The 24086-nt window shown below is 42.2% G+C and carries 22 protein-coding genes; 11 read left to right on the top strand and 11 right to left on the bottom strand.

The features are described 5' to 3' along the window. Positions 1-55 precede the first annotated feature (55 nt). Entirely contained in the window at positions 56-2806 is a 2751-nt protein-coding gene (locus CXF80_RS12555; RefSeq protein ID WP_232772097.1) for an EAL domain-containing protein, read from the bottom strand. 660 nt (positions 2807-3466) lie between these two features. On the opposite strand from CXF80_RS12555, the gene CXF80_RS20480 reads away from it, so the two are divergent. Beyond that, a complete protein-coding gene (locus tag CXF80_RS20480) occupies positions 3467-3640 on the top strand; it encodes a hypothetical protein (protein ID WP_232772096.1) in 174 nt (57 codons plus the stop codon). A gap of 377 nt (positions 3641-4017) precedes the next feature. Continuing rightward, positions 4018-4389: a hypothetical protein gene (locus CXF80_RS12540; protein WP_101033187.1), complete on the top strand. Its 372-nt coding sequence runs from the start codon at positions 4018-4020 to the stop codon at positions 4387-4389. Positions 4390-4747: 358 nt separating this feature from the next. On the opposite strand, the gene greB is transcribed toward CXF80_RS12540, so the two are convergent. After that, positions 4748-5227, bottom strand: coding sequence for a transcription elongation factor GreB (gene greB / locus CXF80_RS12535; RefSeq protein WP_101033186.1), 480 nt, complete (start codon positions 5225-5227; stop codon positions 4748-4750). Between the two features lie 215 nt (positions 5228-5442). Here greB and CXF80_RS12530 point away from each other — a divergent pair, with 215 nt between their 5' ends. From CXF80_RS12530 to CXF80_RS12505, 6 genes are all read left to right on the top strand, one after another. Continuing rightward, a complete protein-coding gene (locus tag CXF80_RS12530; protein WP_101033185.1) occupies positions 5443-7815 on the top strand; it encodes a Tex family protein in 2373 nt (790 codons plus the stop codon). A gap of 204 nt (positions 7816-8019) precedes the next feature. Further along, positions 8020-9687: a phosphoethanolamine transferase gene (locus CXF80_RS12525; protein WP_101034763.1), complete on the top strand. Its 1668-nt coding sequence runs from the start codon at positions 8020-8022 to the stop codon at positions 9685-9687. A 9-nt stretch (positions 9688-9696) separates the two neighbouring features. After that, positions 9697-10164, top strand: coding sequence for a diacylglycerol kinase (locus tag CXF80_RS12520; protein WP_101033184.1), 468 nt, complete (start codon positions 9697-9699; stop codon positions 10162-10164). Positions 10165-10270: 106 nt separating this feature from the next. After that, positions 10271-10945, top strand: a complete 675-nt coding sequence (locus CXF80_RS12515; RefSeq protein ID WP_101033183.1) for a response regulator transcription factor — start codon at positions 10271-10273, stop codon at positions 10943-10945. After that, positions 10945-12375 (top strand): sensor histidine kinase, encoded by a 1431-nt coding sequence (locus tag CXF80_RS12510; RefSeq protein WP_101033182.1) that lies wholly within the window; start codon positions 10945-10947, stop codon positions 12373-12375. Before CXF80_RS12515 ends, CXF80_RS12510 begins: the two co-directional genes overlap by 1 nt. A gap of 363 nt (positions 12376-12738) precedes the next feature. Next, positions 12739-14775, top strand: coding sequence for an LTA synthase family protein (locus tag CXF80_RS12505; RefSeq protein ID WP_101033181.1), 2037 nt, complete (start codon positions 12739-12741; stop codon positions 14773-14775). Here the strand turns inward: CXF80_RS12505 and CXF80_RS12500 are convergent. Continuing rightward, a complete protein-coding gene (locus tag CXF80_RS12500) occupies positions 14767-15276 on the bottom strand; it encodes a hypothetical protein (RefSeq protein WP_101033180.1) in 510 nt (169 codons plus the stop codon). The two genes, CXF80_RS12505 and CXF80_RS12500, sit on opposite strands and share 9 nt — an antisense overlap. A 77-nt stretch (positions 15277-15353) precedes the next feature. Next, entirely contained in the window at positions 15354-16142 is a 789-nt protein-coding gene (gene bioH / locus CXF80_RS12495) for a pimeloyl-ACP methyl ester esterase BioH (protein ID WP_101033179.1), read from the bottom strand. A 43-nt stretch (positions 16143-16185) separates the two neighbouring features. Between bioH and CXF80_RS12490 the strand changes: the two genes are divergently transcribed. Both CXF80_RS12490 and nfuA read left to right on the top strand, forming a co-directional pair. After that, positions 16186-16992: a ComF family protein gene (locus tag CXF80_RS12490; protein WP_101033178.1), complete on the top strand. Its 807-nt coding sequence runs from the start codon at positions 16186-16188 to the stop codon at positions 16990-16992. Between the two features lie 230 nt (positions 16993-17222). Beyond that, complete coding sequence (nfuA, locus tag CXF80_RS12485; RefSeq protein WP_101033177.1) at positions 17223-17801, top strand: Fe-S biogenesis protein NfuA; 579 nt, start codon at positions 17223-17225, stop codon at positions 17799-17801. 77 nt (positions 17802-17878) lie between these two features. Here nfuA and CXF80_RS12480 read toward each other — a convergent pair whose 3' ends face one another. From CXF80_RS12480 to dinF, 3 genes are all read right to left on the bottom strand, one after another. After that, the gene (locus CXF80_RS12480) at positions 17879-18208 is read right to left on the bottom strand and encodes an FKBP-type peptidyl-prolyl cis-trans isomerase (RefSeq protein ID WP_101033176.1); all 330 of its coding nucleotides are present in this window, start codon (positions 18206-18208) and stop codon (positions 17879-17881) included. A 36-nt stretch (positions 18209-18244) separates the two neighbouring features. Next, on the bottom strand, positions 18245-18379 hold the full coding sequence (locus CXF80_RS20625; protein WP_269801261.1) for a hypothetical protein: 135 nt from the start codon (positions 18377-18379) through the stop codon (positions 18245-18247). Positions 18380-18501: 122 nt separating this feature from the next. Next, entirely contained in the window at positions 18502-19848 is a 1347-nt protein-coding gene (gene dinF / locus CXF80_RS12475) for an MATE family efflux transporter DinF (protein WP_101033175.1), read from the bottom strand. Positions 19849-19862: 14 nt separating this feature from the next. On the opposite strand from dinF, the gene CXF80_RS12470 reads away from it, so the two are divergent. After that, positions 19863-20921 carry a polysaccharide deacetylase family protein gene (locus CXF80_RS12470; RefSeq protein WP_101033174.1) on the top strand — a complete coding sequence of 353 codons (1059 nt, stop codon included), beginning with the start codon at positions 19863-19865 and terminating at the stop codon, positions 20919-20921. Positions 20922-20963: 42 nt separating this feature from the next. Here CXF80_RS12470 and CXF80_RS12465 read toward each other — a convergent pair whose 3' ends face one another. Genes CXF80_RS12465 through CXF80_RS12450 form a run of 4 tightly spaced genes read right to left on the bottom strand, consistent with a single transcriptional unit; the run spans position 20964 to position 24062 of the window. Beyond that, positions 20964-21587 (bottom strand): SCO family protein, encoded by a 624-nt coding sequence (locus tag CXF80_RS12465; protein WP_101033173.1) that lies wholly within the window; start codon positions 21585-21587, stop codon positions 20964-20966. Positions 21588-21605: 18 nt separating this feature from the next. Further along, entirely contained in the window at positions 21606-22517 is a 912-nt protein-coding gene (gene cyoE / locus CXF80_RS12460; RefSeq protein WP_101033172.1) for a heme o synthase, read from the bottom strand. A 13-nt stretch (positions 22518-22530) separates the two neighbouring features. Continuing rightward, positions 22531-23511 (bottom strand): COX15/CtaA family protein, encoded by a 981-nt coding sequence (locus tag CXF80_RS12455; protein ID WP_101033171.1) that lies wholly within the window; start codon positions 23509-23511, stop codon positions 22531-22533. Further along, positions 23511-24062, bottom strand: a complete 552-nt coding sequence (locus CXF80_RS12450; protein WP_101033170.1) for a hypothetical protein — start codon at positions 24060-24062, stop codon at positions 23511-23513. Before CXF80_RS12450 ends, CXF80_RS12455 begins: the two co-directional genes overlap by 1 nt. Positions 24063-24086: the final 24 nt, after the last annotated feature.

Here is a 24086-nt window from a genome sequence, read left to right as displayed (position 1 = left end):
CACCGACAATATATATATCCATTTACGATATGTTTTTTATGTGAGAAATAGTCCTTTAAGGCCAATTTAAATGAACCACAGCACTCTGATGTTGCAAAATATCGTTGATCGGGACTGGTCTACCGATCCCATAACCTTGGGCGAAATCGACTCCCATTTCCTGTAATCGCTGCCTGATAGCATCATTCTCAACAAACTCAGCAATCGTTTTCATACCCATGACATGACCAATATCATTGATTGATTTAACCATAGCTTCATCGATCGGATCGTCCAAAATATCTTTAACGAACATACCGTCGATCTTCAATGTACTCACAGGTAAATTTTTCAAGTAGGCAAATGAAGATAAACCACTGCCAAAATCATCCAACGCAAACTGACAACCAAACTCACATAATGTTTTGATAAATACGGTCGCATCTCTCAAATTACTAATTGCAGCAGTTTCTGTTATTTCAAACTTGATCATACTTGGCGGTAAATTATGTAATCTGATTTGCTGCATAATATGGCTGAGCAGCGTGTGACTCCCTAATGATGCTCCTGACAAGTTGATAGCTAAATGATCAACATTATCTAAATGTTTAAAATGCAGTTCCATCCAAGAAAATGTATGATCAACTACCCAACGGTCTACCGCTTCTGACAAGTTATAGCGTTCTGCGGCAGGTAGAAATGCGCCAGGGGGAGCGATTTCTCCGCTTCGAGTGCGCAATCGGAGTAATATCTCATAGATACGCTTTTTCGATGGGTCTGAGAGCGACACAATAGGCTGTGCATAGAGTTCAAATCTATTTTCATTTAACGCATCTTTTAGCTCATTAACCCAACGGAATTCACCATCGCGTTTGGCTAACAACTCATCCTCTGAATGATAGATATGGATACGGTTACGGCCTAAATCTTTAGCGGCATAACAAGCTGAATCAACGCAAATTAATATTTCTTTGGTGTTTTTAGTTTGCCTGTTAATTTCAGCCAAACCAATACTAGCACTGATACTGAATATATTTTTTTCCCACATAAATTGAAAATTAGCAATTAATTCCAGTATATTCTTCGCCGTGCTCTCGGCCTGCGCGAGACTACATTGGGTCATTATAATGGCAAACTCATCACCGCCTAAACGGGCTAACAAGTCTTGTGGTTTAATATTTTTAGCTAACAAAAGGCCTAATTGGCACAGCATTTCATCTCCGGCCATATGGCCGCAGGTATCATTGATAATTTTGAACTGATCCAGATCTAAAAAAATTAATGAATGAGTAGTATCATCTTGTTGTGAAGACGATATTCTTTGCGCAAGGAGGTTTTCAAATTCATAGCGATTAATTAATCCGGTCAGCATATCATGAGTCGCCTGATAGGCTATTTTTTGCGAAGCAGCTCTTGCTTTGGTTACATCTACTTGAATGCCAATAAAATGGGTTATAGCGCCATCACTCGTGACCGGTACAATACAGACTTGAGCCCAGAACAGTTCACCATTTTTCTTACTATTTTGTAATTCACCGCGCCATTGTTGGCCTGATAATATCGTTGTCCATAGTTTTTTGTAAACACTATCAGGCGTATTATGGGAGCGAAAAGTATTGGCTTTTTTACCAATAACTTCGACTGCCGTATAACCTGTTATTTCGGTAAACTTAGGGTTTGCATACTCAATACTACCGTTAATATCTGTTATAAATATACTCTCTGGGCTGTATTCAACAACCATAGAGAGCTTTTTTAAGTTCTCAGTATCTTGCTGCTTTTCCGTGAAGTCATCAAAGACGCCGATACCGCCCTCTAATGCTCCAGTACTTGAATAAAGCGGGACGAAATTTGCGTGTAAATACATAAACCGCTGGCCGGATACCGATGTATAAGGGCCCTCATAAACACTCACTTTACCTTGTAATGACTGTTTCACCATGTTGAGTAATTCAGTATTTTCAAGCCGTTCCAACATATTAAAATCAATAAGCGTATTCCTGTCAGTACGAAGAATTGCTTCAAAACGTTTGTTGGTTTTTTGGATAACGCCCTTACGATCATAGTGGAAAATACCAACAGGAGAATATTCAAAAATAGACGTGAGCTTAGCTTCACTTTCAATCAACTTAGATGTTTGTTTTGCTATCTTTTTTGCTAAAAATCTAACTTGTCGACGAGGTTCTAAACTAAGCGCAATAAAGAAGGGACAGGCAAATAATAAAAATAAAGCCGAGATGATTAAATTGAAATACAAGGTTTCATTTAATAGTGTGTCAATATGGCTAACTGAAAGATCAGCACCGACTATGTATACGCTACCATCATCCGACTTAATAGGTATGAGGATACTACGGAAATCGCCCCACTTATCACTACTTTCATGAATTTGGCTCTGATTTTGCCCAAAAATAGCCGCAATGTCCGATGCAGCATCGTCGTAATGATCAAAATAATTAACCGCAAACGTATTGGATCTCAGCTCTGCATTAGAGGCGCTTGAAGAAGTGTAGAAAATTTTATTATCCCGCAAGATAAGCGTATAGAGATAAACAATATCAGTGCGCTGAGTATATTCTGATAACGTTAGGGTAATAGCAAGATCCTGTTGCTTAGACAGATCGTTTTTACTCATCTCCTTATTGTGCAATCCCTTGGGTAAAATAGAGGGAATTGTCAGCGCTGCATTTTTTAGTTCTTGATCCAGCTCAGCATAAAGATGCTGTTTTTCTTTAAAATAATTGAATGTAGAAAAAATGACTACCCATATTATATAGAAAGCAATAGTAAAGTAGATACGGAAGTTATTTTTAATTGGTTGTAACAAAATAATACCACTATATGTTGTAAAGTATGAATATTGCCTTGCTAATAATTATATTGCACCACAACAACAAATAACAGAAATAGCCGATATGAATATCACATAATGATCAGATCACCACCGAACCTAAGCACCAGCTTAATTAGACGTTGAGGCATAGGTTTTGTTTGAATACTTAATACTTTAGCGGATTTTTATTCAGCAAGATCAACAGGGTGTCACAAATGTTGCGTGAGCGTTAACGCAAATAAAGGGATCCGCTAGAACACTTTACTTATACTAAAATGCTAATGTGTATTACTAGCGGTTAGTACAATAACGCTATCAAGGTTTTGCCCAATTCTGAGTTCGATTAACCCCCTAATTCAACTAAAATTATGCCCTATTCTTGATGATATGTGCGGCAAAGGTTTTACGGGTTTGGGTTAGGGTATACCACCACTTAATACAATGCGCAGGTTGCCAAGTAACGTCAGCAAATCTGGGGATTCTCCAAATATAAAAATTCCCAGCGCTAAAGCAAAAAAGCAAGCGAGTATAGCGAAATGGAGCAATTACCGATACATCTCCAGCGCGCATAACAATAGTTAGCGCGTTATAAGGTGCTACACCCAAAACGATGGCGCCAATAATCTGCATCGCTGCAATAGCACTAAGGTGTAGATGACAAATGTGATTGCCTGTATTGACGGTTCAAAAGCAACCTTGGCCGTATATGATGCCAGTGGCTGGGCTGCTGAGCAATTAAATGTCCCTGTGACCCAATTACATGTATTGGATAAATCCGCCTATCCTACCGAGCTGAATTTATCGGGGAACATAGGTTTAGGTGCGTGAGCACTTGCTCGCCGAAATGGTTGAACTTGAATAACGCCGCGGCAAACTAGCACTCGAGCGGGCTAAGTATATGCTGCAAGATGCAACCCCCCGGATTTTTGAAAGACACCCCACAGTAGCGATCGACACACTGCAGCTGACTCGATGGCTAACAAATACTCTTAGTTAATTTTACAGTAAATGCCTTCATATGAGGCAAGGTCAACGTGGTGATCATCGCGGCGTTCAACGCGCAATGAGATGAAATAGCTTGTTCAAATCAATCTTGACTGCGGCTTTATGCTTCCTATACTCAAAACTGATCTCAAAAAGGAGCCGCTAATGCAAGTTAAGCCAGATAGGCACAACACAGGTACATTCATTGCGATAATGATGATGTGCGTATTGATGATTATCACATCGCCTGTGCGAGCGCAGCATTGCGCACCAATAGCGTGCCAGATAATGCGATGATACGTTCAATCAAAAGCAACTATCACCCGAAACGCTCTGGCGATATCTATGTGGTTTTCCAGCCCGATGTGTTCATCAATGATTTCGATGGCCTAACCGTGTCTTCAACCCATGGTTCGCCCTGGCGTTACGATACTTACGTGCCAGTGATCTTTGCCGGTGCGGGTTTGTCTGCTGCGACGGTGAGTCGTGCCATTACGCCTTACGATATTGCAGCGACAATCACGACGTACCTCAACATAAAACCACCATTGGGTTCGACGGGAACGCCGCTTAAGGAAGTGATGGCCAAGTAGCGCAAGCTTAATTAATTAATGAATGACTTTATGGCGAAATGATGCGAGCAGGGTGGTGGTTACTGGCGCAAGTCTTGGAGCAGTTCTTGAAGACGAAAAGTCATAGGCAGAACAAGGTTACAAGCTGATGGCCTGTTACCGTAAGCTTGGATAAACCCAGTTCGATATGGCTTAGTTGCAGTGGTTTTGAAACGTTAAAGACTCTGTTTAGATAATGCTGGTTCATTAAGCCAATGTTAGCCGGTGTTGGGCGCCATGTTTAACGCGCCATGATACGGATTAGCCTGTGCGACTCCCGCTTTAACGCGGCATTAGTGATAGCGTTGCTCATCTCAGCTGTCTTTACACCCATTGACGGCTACTCTTGCTGGTAAGTGATTTTATTGATGTACCAGGTTTTATCGCCTTGAGGCGTGCTGACAACCGCATCATCGTCGACCTGTTTTTTGAGCAGGGCGCGGGCCATGGGTGAGTCAATTGAGATGTAACCTTTGTGTTGGTCGTAAATTTCGTCAGGGCCAACAATTTTAAAGGTTTTAATATCACCTGTATCGTTTTCAATTTCAACCGTTGCGCCAAAAAACACTTTGCCTTCTTGCTCGGGATCGTAATAGACAATCTTCAGTTCGGGCAACAGCTTGCGTAAATAGCGTACCCGGCGATCGATTTGGCGTAACAAGCGCTTGTTAAAGGTGTAATCAGCGTTTTCAGAGCGATCCCCAAGACCTGCCGCCCAAGTGACAATTTTAGTGACTTCAGGACGTTGTTCTTTCCACAAATAATCATGCTCAATTCTGAGTTTATTGTAGCCTTCTAAAGTGATTAACTTAGTTTTCACGCTGGATACTCTTTAATATTCTCGATTAACGGTAGGATTTTATGTTGCGCCGCAATATTCATCTCTGTGTTTTAGCACTTCATGTTCGATGATGCATTCTTTTTATCGATTATCTATAAACACATAATAAAGCCTTTCGTACTAGCAGCGAACGGGTGGTCTTTATGGTATCTTTGGCATAATTTTATTTTAAACCATGTCGAATTCGATTAATTATGCATAATATTGCCCAGATTATCGCTCAAGAACTTAATGTCCGTGAACAACAGGTCACTGCGACCATTGCGCTATTAGATGATGGTGCGACAGTGCCGTTTGTGGCGCGTTATCGTAAAGAAGCTACCGGTGGCTTAGATGACACTCAATTGCGTAACTTGTTTTCACGCTTAGGTTATTTACGTGAGTTACATGATCGCCGCCAGGTGATTTTGTCGAGTATTGGCGCTCAAGGGAAATTAACCCCAGCGTTAACTCAAGCGATTAATGACGCCGACAGCAAAACCCGTCTTGAAGATTTATATCTGCCATACAAACCTAAGCGTCGCACCAAGGGCCAAATTGCCATCGAAGCCGGTATTGAACCGCTTGTTGATGCCGTATTAGCCGATCGCCAATTAGATATTGATACCAAAGCCACTGAATTTATTAATCCACAAGCTGGATTTGCCGACACCAAAGCGGTACTTGATGGTGCGCGTTATATTTTAATGGAGCGCTTTGCCGAAGATGCAGAATTACTGCGTAAAGTTCGTCAGCATTTAGTACCGCAAGCCGTGCTTGAAAGCCGCATGGTCAAAGGTAAAGAAAAAGAAGGCATTAAATTCCGCGATTATTTTGAACACAATGAAGTGATGAGTAAAATCCCATCGCATCGCGCCCTAGCCATGTTGCGTGGTCGTAATGAAGGCATGTTAAAGCTGTCGATGAACGCCGACCCTGATACGCAAGCGACTGAAGGCAGTTATTGTGAGGTGATTATTAGCGATCACTTTGGGTTAGTACTGAGCCACTCTGGTGTTGATGAATGGTTGAAAACCGTGGTGACTTCGACATGGCGGATTAAAGTTGCCTTGCAAATGGAAACCGAGTTTATTGCTAAGATGCGTGAAAGCGCAGAAGAAGAAGCCATTAGAGTGTTTGCCCGTAACTTAGGCGATTTACTGATGGCAGCACCTGCGGGAGCTAAAGCGACCATGGGACTGGATCCTGGCATTCGTACCGGGGTGAAAGTCGCGATTGTGGATAACACCGGTAAGCTGGTGGCGCACACGACTATTTTCCCCCATGCCCCGCAAAACTTGTGGGACAAATCAATTCGCACCTTAAGTAACTTAGTGACGATGCACAAAGTGGAGATTATTGCGATTGGAAATGGCACCGGCTCGCGTGAAACTGACAAGCTAACCGGCGAGTTAATCGCTGCCGTGAAAGAAACGCATCCGACGTTGACCAAAGTGATGGTGAGTGAGGCGGGTGCATCTGTGTATTCAGCCTCAGAGTTTGCCGCTAATGAGTTTCCTAATCTTGATGTGTCTATTCGCGGTGCGGTATCAATTGCGCGTCGCTTACAAGATCCGCTGGCCGAACTGGTAAAAATAGAACCCAAAGCCATTGGCGTGGGGCAATATCAACATGATGTTAGCCAAAGCCAGTTATCGCAGTCGCTCGATGCCGTCGTCGAAGATTGTGTTAATGCTGTGGGTGTTGACTTAAACATGGCATCGGCCGCGTTATTGGCCCAAGTGGCTGGGTTAACTAAAACCTTAGCGAGAAACGTGGTTGATTTTCGTGATACCAATGGCCAATTTACCAACCGGAAGCAATTATTGAGTGTGGCACGTTTAGGGCCTAAGGCTTATGAACAAGCGGCGGGCTTTTTACGTATTCGCAATGGTGATAATCCACTGGATTCATCATCAGTTCACCCTGAAGCGTACAGTTTGGTCGAGTCGATTGCTGGTGCTAAGCTATTGTCTTTAACTCAACTGATTGGCAATAGCGATTTATTAAAACAGATTAACGCTGCCGAGTTTGTTACCGACGCATTTGGCGTGCCGACCATAAAAGATATTTTAGCTGAGCTAGACAAGCCTGGGCGCGACCCGCGTGGTGAGTTTAAAACGGCTACTTTTAAAGACGGTATAGAAGAGTTAAAGCATCTTAAAGTCGAAATGATTTTAGAAGGTGTGGTGACCAATGTGACTAACTTTGGTGCCTTTGTGGATGTGGGCGTGCATCAAGATGGACTAGTGCATATTTCATCGTTAACAGACAAGTTTGTTAGTGACCCACATACTGTGGTTAAAGCCGGTGATGTGGTTAAAGTCAAAGTGATGGAAGTGGATATTGAACGTCGTCGCATTGCGTTAAGCATGCGTCTTGATGAAAAAATCGATGCCGAAAAAGCGACCCGACAGTCGGCAGGCAAACCCCAAAATAGTTACCAGAAAAAGCCTGCTACGGGTCAGCCTGCAGCCAATGGCAAAAGTGCTGGTCATAATAAATCGGCCAGCAAGCCAGTTAAAGCGCCGCAAAATGCGGCGATGGGTGATGCTTTTGCAAATGCCTTTGCTAAACTCAAGAAATAGTAAATTATTGCTTAGAGTAAACCGTATTTTAATAAAGCATTGATTATTAAAGCTCTTTCATCTTAGATGTTAGGGCTTTTTTGTTTTTTAGCGAGGAGTTTAAAACTGAATTAACTAGACAGTAACAATTCAGTTTTTATTAAGTAAATCTTAAGTTTCAAAGCGGAATATCAGCGCCAGTCAAGTTTATTGCGAGTGGCAACATTGAAATTACTAACGCAAACACTATCCCGTATCACCCCAAAAAGTGTCAGTTATGAGGCGATGACCTGCATTATCGCTGCGTATTTTGGTTTGGTATTAAATTTTCCGTTAATCCGTAAAATCTATCGATTATCAGCAGATGGCCACGTGTTGTTTTCGCTGTCACCAGCGATTTTGCTCACGAGTTGTTTTGTGCTGATATTTAGCTTATTTGCGTTTAAATTGGTGTTTAAACCGGTGATGATTGTGTTGTTGCTTTCGTCGTCAGCCGCTATGTATGCCATGTTAAAATATAATGTCATGTTTGATTACGGCATGATTGAAAATATTTTTGAAACTAATTCTGGTGAAGCATTTTCCTACATAAATGCTCAATCAATTGGTTATGTGTTGGTGTTAGGGGTATTACCTTCCATATTGCTTGTCAGTACTAAAGTCACCAGCGACCATTCGTTTATTAAAGCGGTGTTTCGCCGTGTTGGTTTTACGGTTATCAGTTTAGTGGTTCTGGGGATGATGGTGGTGTTTTTCTATAAAGATTATGCATCGGTAGGGCGCAACAATAGCTATCTTAATAAGATGATTATTCCTGCGCATATTTTCAATACGGTTAAATACCTAAACCAACGTTACTTTACTGAAAAGTTAACCTTTAACCCTATTGGTCAAGATGCACAGTTAACCCCGAGTGCGAATGGCAAACCTACACTTATGGTACTTGTTGTAGGTGAAACCGCTCGAGCACAAAATATGGCTTATAACGGTTATCAGCGTAATACCAACCCTTACACTGAAAATCTCGACATTATTGCCTTACAAAACGTGTCGTCGTGCGGCACGGCAACAGCACATTCATTACCTTGCATGTTTTCAAATTTAACCCATGACAATTACAGTCGCGAGGTTGTCAATTCGCAAAACAATGTACTTGATGTGATTAAAGCGGCTGGTGTCAATGTGACGTGGTTTGACAATGACGGTGGTGATAAAGACGTTGGATCACATATTAAGAAGATAGATATTTCGCCGAGTGAGGCAAACCCATTATGTGATGGATCAAGTTGCTATGATGAGATTTTAGTTGAAAAGCTCAGTCAAAAATTACAACAACAAAGTGAGGCAAGCGCGGCATCGGGTAAAAAGTTAGATAATCAATTTATCGCCTTACATACTATTGGTAGCCATGGGCCGACTTATTGGCAGCGTTACCCAGCCGATAAAGCTTTATTCACTCCAGCTTGTAGCCGCAGCGACATTGAAAACTGTAATGACCAAGAGATTGTTAACGTTTACGACAATACCATTGCCTATACCGACTTTGTGTTGGCAAAAACAATTAACTTACTTAAGCAGTACCAAGACAAATATAATGTCGCACTGGTGTATTTGTCTGATCACGGTGAGTCTTTGGGTGAAAGTGGTATGTATTTACACGGCACGCCTTATAGCATTGCGCCAAGCCAGCAGACCCATGTGCCTTGGTTTATGTGGTTACCGCAAGACTACACACAAGCAAAAGGGGTTGATCGTAAATGTATTGCCGAGCACGCCTTAAGTGGCTCTTATTCCCATGACAACTTGTTCCATACTTTATTAGGGCTTTACGGTGTAAGCAGTTCGGTGCGAGACCCAAAATTAGACATCAGCACCGATTGTAAAATAACCTAGGATATACCCATGACAACATCAGTTTCATCATCTACATCTGATGGTAATGTAACAAAGAATGTAACAAAGAATGTAACAAAGAACGCAACAAAAAGTGTTACGGCTAAGCAGACAACCGTTGTGGTAAAACGCCATGGCATTATGCGTTTACTGTATACCTGTAACCATACTTTTAATGGTTTAAAGTGGATGTGCCGAAATGAAGCGGCATTTCAGCAAGAAATATTACTGTTTATCCCATTGACTGTGTTTGCCTGTATGGCAAATATTAGCGCGCCGCAATCTGCCATATTGGTACTGGCATTACTATTTGTATTGTTTGCTGAGTTGGTCAATACGGCTATCGAAGTGGTGGTAGACCGCATTGGCTTGGAGTTTGATACCTTGTCAGGGTTAGCAAAAGACATCGCGTCGGCATTTGTTTTTCTGAGCATGCTAATGGCAGCAATTGTGTGGTGGGTTATTTTGTGGGCATAATTATGAGCAAGCTATAGTGGTTAATATCAGTGATGACTGACCGAAATGATCAATAAATAGTGTTAGCAAAAAACGGTATTAGCCTAGTTATTATAAAGGACACTCAATGAAAGTGTTGTTGATTGAAGACTCTGAAGCGCTGCGTCGCGGCATTAGAGTTGGGTTAGATCATTTAGGTTACACCGTTGATGAAACCGGTGATGGTTCTGAGGGCTTAAGTATGGCGCTCACTAACCAGTATGACTTTATTATTTTAGATTTAATGTTGCCTAATGTAGATGGGCTGAGTTTGTTGAAAAGCATCCGTAAACTAGGTAATCAAACGAAGGTGATTATTTTATCAGCTAAATCTCAAGCCGAAGATCGGGTGACGGGGCTATTGGCGGGTGCCGATGACTATCTGTGCAAACCTTTTTCTTTCGATGAATTACAAGCGAGATTAATGACTCTTGGCCGTCGTGGTGGGCTGAATCAACAAGCCAAAACGATTTGTATTGCTGATTTTGTGCTTGATACCAGTAACAAATCTCTTTATGCCAATGGCCACTATATCGATCTAACTAAAAACGAATTTAAAATTGTTGAGTATTTATTTAGTAATCCTAAACAATTACTCAATCCTGAACAAATTAGTGAAGCGGTTGTGGGCTCATTTAACCATTTGTCGAAAAATACCATAGAGGCTCATTTATCGTCAGTGCGAAAAAAATCCAAAGCAGTTGGATCAACCCTACCAATTAAAAATAAACGTGGTTTTGGCTATTTTGTGGGTGAACATTAATGAGATCGTTAAGCACGCATTTAGTGAACACCATGACATATGTGGTCTCAGCGATTTTAATCTTAGTGTTTCTTGCCATTGATATCAGCATAGATAACTGGGTTGATGTTGAATTTGACAGTGCATTAACTGATAAGTCTAATTACTTAAAAACATTAGTAAAAGTGACTAAAAATGGCACGGAATTTGATTTTGCAGGTGAGTTTATGCCCGAATTTGGCATCTCAACGAAAGCGAGTTTTTTCCAGTTATGGCAAGGCGATGCAGTTTTTGAGCGTTCGGAGTCGTTAAGCCAGTTTCCAGGTATGGATTTATTAAAACAAGACCTGCCATTAAACAGTGAAATCTTTGCTGATGTGGTGTTACCAGATGGCAGAGATGGTCGCGCTATGGTGTCTTATTTTGAGCCGCAAGTCCCTAGCAATAGCTCAATACTAGCGAGTAAAATTGAGCCTATGTGGCTCACTATTGCGATTGCTACCACAGATTTAACCCAGATTTCGGTGATCATTGATTCTAGTTTAGCGATTGGTTTATTGCTGGTGATTGTGTTGATCCGTTGGGCTGTGGTTAAGGTCATTTATCGGGGATTAATGCCACTTAACGAATTAAATCTGGCGTTAAAAAACGTCGATGTAACCCAAAAACACATCCCATTATCGTCGCATTTTGAGCGTTATACTGAGATTGAGCCAATACGCAACGAACTGAATAAGTTTATTCAGTTAAGTCAGCAATACTTACAAACAGAAAAGCGCATTACCGCCGATATTGCTCATGAATTGAAAACCCCTATCAGTGAATTGATCAGCTTAAGCGAGATCTACATTCGTTATCCAGATGATCAACGTATTGGTGTGAGTTATAAACAAGATGTACTCAATATTAGTTTACGGATGAAAACGATAGTCAATAATCTATTACTATTGCAACAAGCCTCATCTGAAAATATTAACCTCCATCGACAAGATATCTATATTAATACCTTGATGGATCAAATTGTTGATGAGTTAGCATTTAAGTTCGCGACTATCCATTCTCGCTTGAATATTGACAATCGAGCTTCCAATGATCACTGTTTTGCTGATGAGTTTTCTTTACACCTCATTCTAAGCAACTTATTTGATAATGCGCTCTACTACAGCCCATCAGACTCGGCGATTCAAATATGCTTAGTAACCGATGACCAAGGCTTAACGATAAGCGTTGAGAATCAATTGGTGACCGCCATCAAGGCTAATGATTTACAACGACTCACATTACCATTATTTCAAACCGAACGGTCGCGCTCAAATAGTGAACGTCATGGATTAGGATTGGCGATAGTGGAAAATATCGCTAAATTGAATGGGTTTGAATTTTACTTTACGTTGGTTTCCTCTGACAAAATTAGGTTTAGTCTGCACATCCCAGCAATCGCTGACGGCTAAACAAGATTGTTCTAATGCAGATCACATTGAAGTGATAAATGATTGAGCCGAATCGTTAGTAAAAGGTTAATATAGGTCGATTGTCACTGAACTTTGATAGTTAATTAGAGTCCTAGGCTCAGAACGTTTTAGTGTCAGAGATCTCACCTCTTATGAGTGTTAGTTAATATATTGATAAAGATAGCAATATATTTTTAATTTGATTGGGTTAATCAAACAGTAAAGACGACACTTATCAAGGTAAATCGACCTTGAGAACGAGCATTAATCTGTTGTAAATAACAAACATGCTACGTTTAGCACGACTTGTTAAATATAAATGACGTATGTAGTAATAAAAAAACAATAATATTGGAGCAATAAATGGCTGTAAATTTCTTTGGGCTTAGCGCACGTTCTTCGTCGCTATCCACACCACACACTTCGCGAAGTTTACTCCAAGTCATTATTATATTCAGTGTTATGTCACTTATTATCTTGAGCCTAAGCCGCCTAGGTTTGTCTTTGTGGCAGGCCGACCGCGTCAGTGATGCGCAGGGTTGGGGTTATATTTTTATTCAGGGGCTGCGCGTTGATTTTGCTTCAGTGTGTTGGTTATGGGGCATCGCAGCTTTAGGAACCGTAGTGTTTTCTGGGGAGCATTTAGTTGGCCGAGCTTGGGTGATGATATTACGAGTGTGGTTAACACTAGGTTTATGGGTGATTATTTTTCTTGAAGCCTCCTCGCCGTCATTTATTGCCGAATATGGCTTTAGACCTAACCGTTTATACGTAGAATATTTAGTTTATCCAAAAGAAGTATTATCTATGCTATGGGCTGGGCGTAAAGCTGAGCTTATCCTTTCTGGATTGATCACTATCGGCAGTTTGTGGGGTGGGTGGTGGTTTAGCGGTAAACTCACTCAGCGTATTTGTTACCCTAAATGGTATTGGCGCCCAGTGGTGGCGGTGATGGTCATTGCGATTACGATACTAGGTGCGCGTTCATCATTGGGGCACCGTCCGCTTAATCCTTCACTGGTGGCATTTTCTGACGATCCGTTAATTAATTCCTTAGTTCTTAACTCATCTTTTTCATTAATTTTTGCGATTAAGCAGATGGGTAATGAACAAGATGCATCGAAAGTGTATGGCAAACTACCCTATGATAAAGTGATTGATATTGTGCGCCGTGAAAGTGGTCGGCCACTGAGTGCATTTACCTCAGCAGATATACCGTCGTTGTCATTTAATCAAGCTAGTTATAGCGGTAAACCGAAGAACCTTGTGATCATTTTACAAGAAAGCTTAGGTGCGCGTTTTGTGGGTAGTTTAGGTGGCTTACCGTTAACCCCCAATATTGATGAGTTATCTCAACAAGGGTGGTTTTTTGAAAACTTATACGCGACAGGTACGCGCTCGGTAAGAGGTATTGAGGCGGTGACAACCGGTTTTACGCCTACGCCAGCAAGGGCGGTCGTTAAGCTAGGTAAAAGCCAAACCGGCTTTTTTACCATTGCGGATTTATTAAAACAACATGGCTATACCACGCAGTTTATTTATGGCGGCGAAAGCCATTTTGATAATATGCGCAGTTTCTTTTTAGGCAATGGTTTTTCCGATATTGTTGATCAAGGTGACTATAAGGACCCAGCGTTTATAGCGTCTTGGGGAGTCTCTGATGAGGATCTGTTGTTCCGCGCCGATGAAGAGTTTTCGCGAATGCACAAAGAAGGTAAGCCATTCTTTAGTTTAGTGTTTAGCTCAAGCAATCATGATCCGTATGAGTTCCCGGATGACCGAATTGAGCTGTATGAACAACCGCAATACACCATGCACAACGCAGTAAAATATGCCGACTATGCCTTGGGTGAGTTTTTCAAGAAAGCCAAAAAATCAACGTATTGGAAAGATACTTTATTTTTGATTATAGCTGATCATGATAGTCGTGTTGGCGGCGCAGCATTAGTGCCTGTGTCTCGTTTTCGTATTCCTGGACTTATTTTAGGCGACGGTATTGATATGAAGCGTGACCCTCGTATTGTCAGCCAGATTGACATGGCGCCGACGTTAGTTTCTTTGCTTGGCATTTCTGATCGTTATCCGATGTTAGGCCGTGATTTAACCAAAGAACCAGATTCTTGGCCCGGCCGAGCGATGATGCAGTACAATCAAAACTTTGGTTTATTAGAGGGGGATAAAATGACAATTTTACAACCTGAATTACCTCCAGAAAGTGTGATGTACGATTTTGCTACAGAAAAAATGACACCGACGACATTGGATGAGGCACAAGCGGAAGCGGCCTTAGGGTGGGCGTTATGGGGCAGTTTGGCCTATAACAAAATGTTGTATCGTACGGCGAATTCAGAGGCGAAACCGACACTGGCTGAAATGGCTCCCACGGAAGTATCACGCTAATATTTGTAACTGAGACTCATTATTTGGCGCGGATTGTTGTTGATAGAATTGACCAATCCGTTGGCCAAATTGCTGATAGGTCGCTTTTGATACGCCAGCGTCGATGAGTTGGCGCTGCCAAGGTTCCGCTGTTTTTTTTGCGGCCACCGTTTGGGTTTGTAGCTGAATATCTTTACGTTGCAATGCCGGAGTATGGCTTGCCATAACTCTGATTGTCTTAGCGTGAACAGCTTGTGCTGCGGCGGATTTAGGGGCAACAGATTGTTGTTGGGTGAGGTTTTGTTGCTGGCGCTTGGCCTGTTCTTGCTGCTGTTTTTTTTCTGCGACGATATAAGCCGCAGCGCGTTCATTTTGTGGGTTTAATGATCGCTCTTGGTGGCCTTTAGCCGGTTCTTGCGGTGGAAGGATCGGCGGTTTTCGTTGGTTGTCCACTCGCGCAAGATCCGTTGCAACATTTGACGTTGCTAGCGGCACTTGCGGATAATGAGTGGTGATAATCATCTTGACCTTGCCAATACGATGTCTTGACTAAATTATAGTCAATATTTCGCCAAGGCTAAAGCGCTATTAGGTTATTTTTAGCTGTATTTTGTGAGCCAAGGTAATAAATGGCCTAAAAAAGCATCTGGATGGGAAATAAACGGCGCATGGGATGCCTTATGGACCACCACATCTTCAATGTTGTCACTGTTAGGTAATGCAGTGATAATCTTTCTCGGCACCAAACTATCTAACTTGCCCCATATACGTAACCACGGCTGCTCTATTTGAGGGATCGTTGCACGTAAATCCACTTGCGCTAACATATCCAATCCTTGGGACAATGCTTGTTGTGTCGGTAATGGTTTATTTAACACTAAGTTTTTGATGTGTAGAATATCGGATTTTGGATTATCACTTCCCATGGCTTGGATCGCCAAAAAGCGTTCTACTGTGCGGGCTAAATCGTGGCTTAATTGGCTTGAAAACTGTGCTAACACCTGTGGCTGGATCCCAAACCAAGCTGGGGTTAAGTTGTTGGTTTCGCGAGCCATAAAACAGGGTGATGAGGCAATAGTGACTAATGCTGCCACTGACTCTGGGTTGTTAATGGCAACTTGGCTAGCAATCAATCCACCTAATGACCAACCTATCCAAATGGCCTGCTGTGGAAGTTGTTCAGCCAACGCTTGTGCCCACTGGGTAATGTCACCATCGATATTGGGGCTCAAACCAAAACCCGGCAAATCAACATAATGCACTCTATACTGTTGCAATGCGTTTTTTAATGGACTGAAGACTTGATTATTCACCCCCCAACCGTGTAATAACACGATGTCTTGGCCTTGAGAGCCTTCGGTATCAATATGCAATGCAGGAAAACTCACGGTTAATACCTCTTTTGAGCCTATTTAATGGAATGAATAGCCAATGCCGCCAATCAATAATTCAATCAACATCGCCCACGTATTACGCTTATGCACCAACAGTGTTCAGCGTGCAAGAGTCATTTTACTGTCCAGTTTACCCAACCGTTGCTTGCTGTGCCAGCAAAGGATAGAGCAAACGGGTTATCAGCAATTGTTTCCTAATCAAGTACTCACGGGTGTTTGCCAAGAGTGCTTAGCGGCGAGTTTGTATCAGCATGAAGTGTGTTTAGGTTGTGGTCGTGAAATAGCAGTGCTGCAGGCATATTGTGGTAAATGCCTTCAACACACACCCAATTGGGTTGTTGCACCTTGCAGTTATCATCAAGGGTTAGGGCCTCTTATCGCCGCGATTAAATACCAACAACAATGTGCGCCGCTTAACGCGATAACTCAGCAATTAGCTTGTCGAATCGAATTACTCATTAAACATGGCATCATTAGGCGGCCACAGGTGTTGATCCCGGTACCTTTACATCCAAATCGTTTGCGGCAGCGAGGCTTTAATCAAGCCTGGTTAATAGCGAAAGAATTAAGTCTATTAACCAATATTCCTGTCGATGACAGTTGTTTAATCCGGGTTGTTGATACTTCACCACAAACGGGATTAGCGGGTAAACAGAGGCGTAAAAACTGTCATGGTGCATTCAGATTATTGGATGGGATGACGTACCAGCGTGTCGCTTTAATTGATGATGTTGTCACTACAGGCACTACAGTGGATGAAATTGCGCGATTATTTAGTACACAATTTGTCCATGTACAAACTTGGTGCCTTGCGCGTGCTGAAGCGCCCGGGTTGTTAGATTAATTCGATTTTAATAATAACCAGTTTTATTATCTAATATAACCAGTAACTTACTCATTACTTATAAGGCTGAGGATCTTGTTTGCTGAAGTTTATTTGGCTTAAAAAACTTTGCACTAGATCATTTTTTTAAGATCTTGTCTCACTGACACTACAAAGCCAATGCAACACAGGGTATCATAGATCTAATTCTTACTAATTTACTCAGGTATACCCTGACGGAGCAGGTTTTTATGATCACCATTTCCGATACAGCTCAGGCACATTTCGTAAAGTTGTTGGCCGATCAGCCAGAAGGCACTCATATTCGTGTTTTCGTGATAAGTCCAGGTACCGCTCAAGCTGAATGTGGTGTGTCTTATTGTCCACCTGATGCCGCTGAAGCTGATGATGTAGAACTTCCATTTAATGGCTTCAGCGCTATGGTCGATGAAAAGAGCGCCCCTTTCTTAGATGATGCCAGCATTGATTTTGTAACCGACCAGCTTGGTTCGCAACTGACATTAAAAGCGCCTAACGCAAAAATGCGTAAAGTGTCTGGTGATGCGCCGTTAGTTGAACGTATCGAGTATGTTATTCAGTCAGAAATTAATCCACAACTTGCCAGCCACGGCGGTAACATCACCTTGATAGAAATTACTGATGATGGTGTTGCAGTATTGCAGTTTGGTGGTGGATGTAACGGTTGTTCTCAAGTTGATATCACCTTAAAAAATGGTATCGAGAAGCAGCTGTTAGATATGTTCCCAACGGAATTAACCGGCGTTCGAGATGTGACCGAACACCAGCATGGTGACCATTCTTACGCATAATAATGCCAAGATTGACGCTTGAATTGAGAAACGCGACCTTATTATGGGTCGCGTTTTTTGTTGGTATAGCTTGGACTTCAGTCGTCTCGTGTGAGCACTTCAAGTAATTCGATATCAAAAAACAAAGCTGAATTTGCTGGAATACGATCGCCCATTTGACGTTCGCCATAGGCTAGATGGGCCGGTACTGATAATTGTCGTTTACCGCCCACATTCATGCCGATAATACCCTGATCCCAGCCTTTAATGACTCTACCTGTGCCGATGACACATTGAAACGCATCAGAAGCATCAAACTGGGTGCCATCGGTTAAACGTCCACTGTAGCGGGTAGTAATTAACGCACCTTTAACTGCAGTTTTACCGCTGCCAACTTCAATGTCGGTAATAATCAATTCTTGAGTCATAGTGTTCTCGTGTGTGACGACTTGGGCTATTTGAGGTTATTTTACCCCAAGATTGGTCGTTAAGAAGTGTTCTATTTCACTAGTTTTTCTTAGGCGATGTTGATTATTGCTGACATTGTGATCGCCATTTTCACGTTCGATGTCGTTAACGGGTTTATGTAAATGCTTCATTGCGGCATACATTTTTACTGGAATTAATCTCAATTAGGAGTGTCGCAGCTATTCTCTGAATTGTGGTATCAATAGGCTTCGTTCTAGTGCTATTACGGGATAAGTTTGATGACTCATAAGCACTATGATGTGGTCAGCAGTTGATACCTGAGTTTGTAGTAATAGTGCCAGCCAAGAGTCAAGCTTCGGCATAGCATGAATATTGACATCGCAGCCCACAGACTGTGGTTACCCCAATCTTGCAACACGTACCAACATGGAAAATAAATTCCAAAGGTGGCGACTATCATGCTATTTCGCATTATCTGCCCATGGGCGGCACCAATATATACACCATCGAATAAGTAGCAGCCAAACGCCAATATAGGCATGAAAACAAGCCAGATTAAATAATTATTTGCGGTATCTTGTACTGCTTCTATGTTGGTTAATAGCTGAATTATCCATGGCCCTGCCAACCAAAATAGCAGGCTAAATAACACCGCAACCATTGCCGACCAGCAAAATGCGAGTACTACGCTGTCATGAAGTAAGATTGGGTTTTTTTGGCCAAATGCGCGGCCCACTTCAGCTTCGGCATAATAGGCTATGCCATCTAACGCATAAGATATCAGCATCAGTAAATTGAGCAGTACCGCATTAGCGGCAATAATGTTGTCGCCTAATCCGGCACCATAAAAAGTCATAAAGCTAAAGGCGGCTTGCAAACACAAGCTGCGGATAAAAATATCACGATTTAAGGTGAGTAAACGAGCATATCCACGCCATGATAAATGCGCGATAACTTGGCTTAATTTTAGTCCGCCCATATCAACCAGCTGGCGTTTAACCATGACTAATGCCACTGAAAAAGCACAGATGTCAGCAATAACCGATGCCAAAGCCACGCCTTGCACATTCCATTTAAAGACCATAACAAACACAAGATCGAGAATAATATTGACGCTGTTAGCGATAATGAGTTGCCACATGGCTGCTTTGGGCGCTTGGCGACCAAGCAACCAACCCAGTAGCACCAAATTGGTAAGGGCAAAAGGCAATGACCAAATTCGAATTTCGACATATTGACGACAATAGAGCATCACTTGTTCGCTGGCATCACTCAGACTGAGTGCTAAATTGAGCAGGGGAGATTGCAGTATTACGCCAACTAAGCCTAAGGTTAATGCTAGGCTGCAACCTTGTATCAGTAATTGTTGCTGAGTTGAGGTATCATTAGCACCGTAGGCTTGTGCAACGAGTCCGGTGGTGGACATACGTAAAAAACCAAGCAACCAAATCATCAAGGTGATGATGGTACTTCCTAAGGCTACGCCGCCAAGATAGTAAGCTTGTTCAAGATGCCCAATTACCGCGGTATCAACTAATCCTAATAGAGGGATAGTGATATTAGACAATATCATTGGGGTCGCTAATGCTAATAATTGGCGATTTTTTTGGCGGTTGAACAGTAGTGTGCTAACAGACATAGGTATGGATAATCATGGTTAAGAAAATAGCGTTATTGTTGGCGGTGTTCAGTTTGAGTGTATTGCATTGTGATGCCAATGCCGTGGTTATTTTACAATATCATCATGTATCGGAAAACACGCCTAAAAGTACTAGTGTGACACCTAGTCAGTTTGCCGAGCAGATGCAGTACTTGGCTGATAATGACTTTACGGTGATTTCATTAACTCATGCGGTTGAGTCTCTAAAGCATAACACGGCATTAGACAATAACAGTATTGTGATCACCTTTGATGACGGCTATGAAAGTATTATTAATAATGCCGCGCCTATATTGGTGGCGCATCAGTTTCCTTATACGGTATTTATTTCTGTTGCGCCGATTGATGCGGGCTTCAAAGGGATGATGAGTTGGCAAGATATTAACACTCTGTCAGAGCAAGGGGTAACCATTGCTAACCATAGCTGGGGACACGAACATTTAATTCGCCGCCAAGGCAAAGAAACCCAAGACCAATGGCAAGTACGCGTTGAAGATAATATTCTATCGACGGAAGCGGAGATCTTAAAACGAACGGGTCAAAGTGTAAAAATGTTTGCTTACCCTTATGGTGAATACACCAACAAGCTGGAAGCTATTTTGGCTAAGCATGGTTTTGTTGGTTTTGGTCAACAATCTGGTGCGGCGGGAGAGTATGCATCATTAACCGCATTACCCCGTTTTCCGGTGGCCAATGCTTTTGCTGATTTGGCGAGTTTAACGGTTAAATTTTCCAGCTTACCTATGCCGGTTATTAAGCAAAACATAAGCGATCCACTATTAGTTTCAGGTCAATGGCGGCCTAAATTGGTGCTGACTCTCGACACTCAGGATATATATCCACATCAAGTGATGTGTTTTATTCAAGGACAAGGCGCTAAAAAACCCATTTGGTTAAGTGAAAATCGCTTATCCATTCAGGCATCATCAGATTTAGCCCCAGGACGTTCGCGCTACAATTGCACCGCACCGAGTAAAACAAAAACGGGTTATTATTGGTTTTCACAAGCGTGGATCCGCCCGCAAGATAATGGTCACTGGCTTGAAGAGTAATTTAACCTCAGCTCGGGTTAATAAGCGGTTATTCAATAATGGCTAGTGCCAAGATGCAACTATTTGAGCAAAGTCAGCAATGAGTTCAGCATTAACAATTTGTGGTAACTGGCCTGGTTGTGGCTTGGTTTTAAATACCGCAATTTTTTCAACCCTCGGTGAAACCAACACATAAGATGCGCTATGGTCTACTTGATAATCACTGTCATCTCCGACCATGGCATACACAAAGCCTAGATCACGGCTGAATGGAAATAAATCTGTGTGTTCTGCACTGACGGCTTTAAAGTCTTTATTAAAAAAGTTGATGTAATCTAAACGTTTCGCTTGAGTGTCACGTTTAGGGTCAGCAGACACAAACACCACTTGTACATTACTGGCTATTTTTTGTAGCTTTGGGTAAGCCGCCGCAAGTTTATTTAAGGTGGTTGGACATACATCAGGGCAAGCGGTGTAACCAATAAAAAATAAACTCCATTTACCTTGCAATGTTTGGTTCGTAAACGAATTACCAAACTGGTCTGCCAATGTAAATGGGGCTAATGTGCGTGGCTGTTCAAATACATAACTGGTCGCCAGTTCCATAGGTTCGGTTTGCATTTTTTGATAAGCGACCCCACCGGCCACGACCAAAAGAAATAGCCCTACAATAATCGTTATCTTCAATGTATTTCCCTTTCTAATTTAAGCGTTTACCCAAAAATAATGGTCCACTAATAATACAATGAACAATATCATTAAATGATAAATTGAAAATTTAAACACCTGCATGGCGAGTTCTGGATAGTCATGAAATTTTAACTGCCAGGCTTTATAGATAAAACCGCAACTGAGTAAGGTTGAACCGACCAAATATATCGGACCACACATGCCGACTAAAACCGGGAGTAGACAGGCAATGGCTAATAAAATGGTGTAAAGCAAAATACAGGTTTTGGTAAATTCGACTCCATGGGTCACCGGTAACATTGGAATATTAACCTTGGCATATTCTTTACGGCGATGGATAGCTAATGCCCAAAAATGTGGCGGTGTCCAAGTGAAGATAATGATGACTAATAATAAGGCGTAACCGTGTAGTTCATTGGTTATCGCGGTCCAACCGAGTAATGGCGGCATCGCGCCAGCGAGTCCCCCGATGACAATGTTTTGTGAGGTGGCACGTTTAAGATAAGCCGTATAAACCAAGGCATAACCAATCAAGCTGGCAAAGGTTAGCCAAGCTGTTAGGGGATTAACTAAGGTATATAACACCACAAAACCGAGCGCGCCAAGTGACACCGCAAATGCCGACGCCTTGGTTGCTGATATTTTTCCTTTCGGTAATGGGCGGTTATAGGTGCGAGCCATTAAAGCATCGATTTTACGGTCAATTAAGTGATTAAATGCCGCCGCAGCCCCCGCCATCATAGCAATCCCTGCCATTCCCGCGACCAAAGGTTGAAGCTGCACTATACCCGGCACAGATAAACACATACCGACTAATACCGTCAGCAACATTAGCGCAACAACCTTGGGTTTGGTCATTTCAAAATAAGCGCGCCATTGCAGGGTTAATTTAGGTTGATGGTGACTAATCGTAACAAGTTTTGTCATGGTCGTTCCTCGCCTATGCTTTGCGCCATAAGGCATAATTAATAAAGACTAAGGTAAGCAGCAATAAGGCTGCGCCTCCATTGTGTGATACCGCGATACCCAAGGGTAAATTCATCACTACATTACTAATACCCAGTCCGACTTGAACTATGATTAACAACACTAATAAGTAACCACTGTTACGCATAATGTGTGATTGGGCATAACGTAATTTTAGTGCCAGTACGATCAGGGTTATGGCGGTAACAACCGCCCAAATTCGGTGGCTAATATGAATAGTCATTCGAGTTGCGTAGTCTAATACGCCAAATTCAAAACTAGGATGATCGCCTTGAAATGGTGAAAAAGCATCGGCAAAACGTAAGTTATCGACCCAATTACCTTCACAAATGGGTAACGTGGTGCAGGCAAGCGCAGCGTAATTGGATGAGGTCCAGCCGCCGAGTATAATTTGAATGACTAACACCCCTAAACTGACTAATGCTAACGGGATCAGCTTACGAGCATAGGTATCACCTCCGGGGATCCGTAATGGCTTTAGCCGTAGATACAAGATTAGTAACAAGGCAAATAGGCTAAAACCACCAATAAGGTGTGCCATAACCACAATAGGCATTAATTTCATCGTGACAGTCCACATGCCAAGCGCGGCTTGAAACACAATGAGCCCAGCAATAAAGATGGGAAGTTTTTTGGGGGCTTGAGGCTCTTTAAGACATAAAATTAAAATGGCTAAAACCATTAAGCCTAATGTTCCGGCGATATAACGATGGATCATTTCCAGCCATGCCTTTTCAGGCTCAATTTGAGCATCAGGAAAACGACTCTCAATGTTGGCTAAATCATGACTTGCACTTGGAAAGGCCAAGTGACCATAACATCCCGGCCAGTCTGGGCAACCTAATCCGGCATCTGACAGGCGTGTATAGGCGCCCATTAGAATAACCGCCAAGGTAAACACCAAAGTGAATTTGATTAATCGCTCAATTGCCATTAGCCTACCCTCGACAACTTAAGCATTTTGCGTAAATCAGCAATCATGGCTTTGCCTTGGGCGATATTGGCGTCGTGACCTATCACATTGTCATATTGCATCACCAAGTTTCCGAGAGGATCGACAATAACCAGACGTTGCTCTGTCAGCATGGTTGCCAGTGCTTGATTGGCGTTTACTTGATCGAAGCCGATATTTAATTGCTTAAGTATCTTGGTGTCGCTGCTGTTATTAACCACAATGATAGGGGTAACACGATCCCGATCTTTACCCAGTGCGATATAGCTTTGATGTAAAATATACAGGCGTTCTTGGCACTGTTCATTGCACGTTTCAGGTAGAAAAAACAGTACTTGCCATACGTGTGGTTTGGGGTTGTCCATGGCTAAATTGGCATAATTTACTTCGGGAGTGATTAACGCCCCCTTGTTAGTCGCCGCACCATTATACAGTTCTAGGCTTAACACTAATTTGGCCAAAGCTACCGGTAAAATAAATACCAGCAGTAATACTATTAATGCTTTATTGCTTTTTTTAGGTAGGGAGTTCATTCCATCTCCTCTTTATCATTTTGA

Origin of the sequence: Shewanella sp. Actino-trap-3 (genome assembly GCF_002836275.1) — a bacterium.
GTDB lineage: Bacteria > Pseudomonadota > Gammaproteobacteria > Enterobacterales > Shewanellaceae > Shewanella > Shewanella psychromarinicola.
The sequence above is the reverse complement of the archived record's forward strand: the minus strand, read 5'-3'. Positions and strand labels throughout refer to the sequence as shown.